The 2,946-nt window shown below is 31.1% G+C and carries 3 protein-coding genes and 1 tRNA gene; 1 reads left to right on the top strand and 3 read right to left on the bottom strand.

What is annotated here, in order from left to right; genetic code table 11:
* The first annotated feature begins 142 nt into the window (after positions 1 to 142).
* Positions 143 to 217 (top strand) — tRNA-Arg (locus CWC17_RS18830).
* Between the two features lie 172 nt (positions 218 to 389).
* Here the strand turns inward: CWC17_RS18830 and CWC17_RS18825 are convergent.
* The 3 genes from CWC17_RS18825 to CWC17_RS18815 form a co-directional block, all read right to left on the bottom strand.
* Positions 390 to 599 (bottom strand): hypothetical protein, encoded by a 210-nt coding sequence (locus CWC17_RS18825; RefSeq protein WP_083497523.1) that lies wholly within the window; start codon positions 597 to 599, stop codon positions 390 to 392.
* Positions 600 to 1,110: 511 nt separating this feature from the next.
* On the bottom strand, positions 1,111 to 1,599 hold the full coding sequence (locus CWC17_RS18820) for a hypothetical protein (protein ID WP_138614629.1): 489 nt from the start codon (positions 1,597 to 1,599) through the stop codon (positions 1,111 to 1,113).
* A 19-nt stretch (positions 1,600 to 1,618) separates the two neighbouring features.
* On the bottom strand, positions 1,619 to 2,557 hold the full coding sequence (locus CWC17_RS18815) for an ATP-dependent nuclease (RefSeq protein WP_171042116.1): 939 nt from the start codon (positions 2,555 to 2,557) through the stop codon (positions 1,619 to 1,621).
* Positions 2,558 to 2,946: the final 389 nt, after the last annotated feature.

Genomic DNA, 2,946 nt, shown 5'->3' with positions numbered 1-2,946 from the left:
AATTTTGTTATTTATCTGTAGATATGATATACTTTATTAAGATTTATTTTTTTTAAGCTGTAAGCTGTAAGCTGTAAGCTGTAAGCTGTAAGCTGTAAGCTGTAAGCTGTAAGCTGTAAGCTGTAAGCTGTAAGCTCGGTGCGGCCTCTTAGTTAAATGGATATAACGGCCCCCTCCTAAGGGGCAGTTGCAGGTTCGATTCCTGCAGGGGCTACCAATTAAATCAAAAACCTAATGCAATATTAGTAACTCTTTTGTGCCTGCGTAGGTCGGATAAGCGAAGCGCCATCCGACACAGTAAAATACCTTACCAATTATTATCAATATTTTATGCTGCCTAGTGGCAGGAGAGTGCCATAAGCGGACTGTAGTAGCCTTAGTCTCTTGTATTAGTTATTTTCAGGCAGTTTCTTAATAACTAAAAAGTAATAAACGAGGTATCCTAACCAAGAAATAAAGAATGACATTAAGAACCAAACGACTTTGTTTGTGCCTTCTGCTTTTTTAGATACTAAAGCTAAAATCCAAGGCAAAGCCCCCACAAAGAAAACAAATAGCAAAATAAATATTTGCCATAGACTAATTCCACCTAACCCCATATTAACTCCTTTATAACTTAAAACATCCGTTCTTTACTGCTCACATTGTACCAAAATTAATTATTACTTGCCTTGTATTTTCAGTAGCACTCTAAACTGTTGTTTGCCTGCTTAATGCTCCAAGCAAAACTTCGTAAAAGTGCCAATTGCAGACGGTCAGGAGAATAATGTCTGAATTCAAGATTTGCCCCTTCTGGCTTATGTTTTTTCATTATAAATCAACATCGCTCATTGAATATTTTTACTTAAAGCTAGGATTTTTTTTAGGTGTTCATGCATTACTCTATATGAATCATTAGTTCCACAATTGACAATAAAGTCAGTTATAAACACATCATATAGAGTTTCTACTGGTATATTCAACTGCTCAGAAATATTTTTAAATTTATCCTTTGAGTTACTAATACTATCGACTAACTCCAAGTCTACCGACGGAAATATTTTCGTCAAATAATCGCGATTATATATAATATCTTCTGGAATGCTTTTAGGAATAAAAAGTACCTTGTCTTTATAAAAATTTATAAAAATTTATATATTTAGTATATAGATCTACTTTTTGATTTTCATTTGACCCATTCACACCACCATCTACGTTAAAAGTGAAATTTTTAATTTTAATACCTGTAATTCTATTGATCTCTTTTTCTAGGTATTGAGTTGTTTTTGTTATTTCAGCAACTTCTGACAGGTCAGTGACATCACATTTATACATATCTCCATCGAGTATAAAGAACCTATTATCGTCATCAATTTTAGAAGCCGTTGTAATTAATGTGGTTTTTATACTTGAGGCTCCACCTGAAAAATAACATACATTAAACTGTCCAGATAACCGCTCATTTTCAATGATTTTTTCAAATATTTTTTTAGCTAATGAATCTTCAACAATAATAATCGGAGAGTCATAGGAGATCTCTAAATTATTAAAGGCATTCAAATAGTTTACGCCTTGCTCAACAACGACTTTATTATTGCCATTAACAACAAAATTTTTCACACAGTCATTAGGAACAAGTTCAACAAAAGAGGGAGAGTGTGTAGATAGTATTATTTGAATTTTTTTTTTTTATTAAGTCTAGAAAATACTCAAGCAATCTTTTTTGAGCTCCTGGATGCAAAGACAATTCAGGCTCATCTAATAACAATAGCGAATTATTAGGTATAGATGACAACCGTTCCACTACATGGGCAACTATAAATTCGCCACTGCCAGAGTTAGCTTCAGAATATTGTTCTCCAGATCTAAAAATAATGCTAGTGCCCCATGTTCCATTGAAGAATCTATGTTTAATTATTTTTATTTCATCATACTTTTTGTCTAAAATTTTATTTACTATACTAATGTTTTTCATACTTATAGATAAAATAGTCGCTTTTTTTCCTGAGTTAGTTTTTGTTTCAATTGATTGTTGAACCTTTTTTGTAACTCTTTTGGCGTAATCTGCTTTACTCTTAAGATCTGTTTTAGTTGTCTGATTATCAAAGAATATATTTTTTTCAAATGAACCAATTAAACTTTTAAATTCAATATCTACGATTTTTCCATATGTTTTTATTTCTGGTTGCTCTACGTAAGCTTTAATTACCTTATTACTATGTAAATCCTTTTGGATCGGAGAGAATACCCAACCGAAGTGATGAGTCTTTGATTCTTTGAATTCCTTTCCTTCAATTTTATATTGAAATTCAGATATTCCTTTATCATTAAATTTATCCCACTCTGTTTCGAAAAAATAATAATTAGGATTTCGACCTTTTGAAATGGATTTAATAAGTTTTAAAAATGTTGATTTTCCTGATCCATTTTTTCCGACCAGAACTGTTAGAGGATGGTTGAAATTAATACACGTATTATCTTCAAATTGTCTAAATCTATTCACTTTCAGGTATTCGAGATCAACTTTTATAATGCCTTTTGAAAACAGAGTTTCAATAGTTTTTATTTTTGATAACATTAGGTTTCTCATTAAAAATATAACAGCTTTATCAGAGAACACTTTCCCTATTTTAGCGCTAAAATGTCCTTATTTTGTTTACCTACATTAATAGCAAACAGTTTAAGTCATTGCCAGTTATAAATATTATGCTTTCTGTTATTTATATAAACATGTAAAAAAGAGGAAAGTGTCCTCTTATTCTTACTAAGTTAATGACGACTCACCTGAATGACCGCAAATCGCTCAAAGCAGCCCTTAAAAAACCTAAGATACCAATAACTACTGAGTTAAAACGTTATCGAAAAAGTAATTTTAATGCCTAAGTATTTTTTAACTAAAAACAAAAAAGCGAGTAAATATAAATCTACTCGCTTTACAATTTTGACAGCTAAAAGCTAAAAGCTAAA

The organism is Pseudoalteromonas sp. S3785 (genome assembly GCF_005887365.1).
Lineage (GTDB): Bacteria > Pseudomonadota > Gammaproteobacteria > Enterobacterales > Alteromonadaceae > Pseudoalteromonas.
Note: the sequence above shows the minus strand (reverse complement) of the source record. Positions and strands in the feature narration are given on the sequence as shown.

Bases quoted from the DNA above. Each gene is read 5' to 3' on its own strand.
- CWC17_RS18825 (WP_083497523.1), bottom strand. From the start codon at position 599: ATGGGGTTAGGTGGAATTAGTCTATGGCAAATATTTATTTTGCTATTT.
- CWC17_RS18815 (WP_171042116.1), bottom strand. From the start codon at position 2,557: ATGTTATCAAAAATAAAAACTATTGAAACTCTGTTTTCAAAAGGCATT.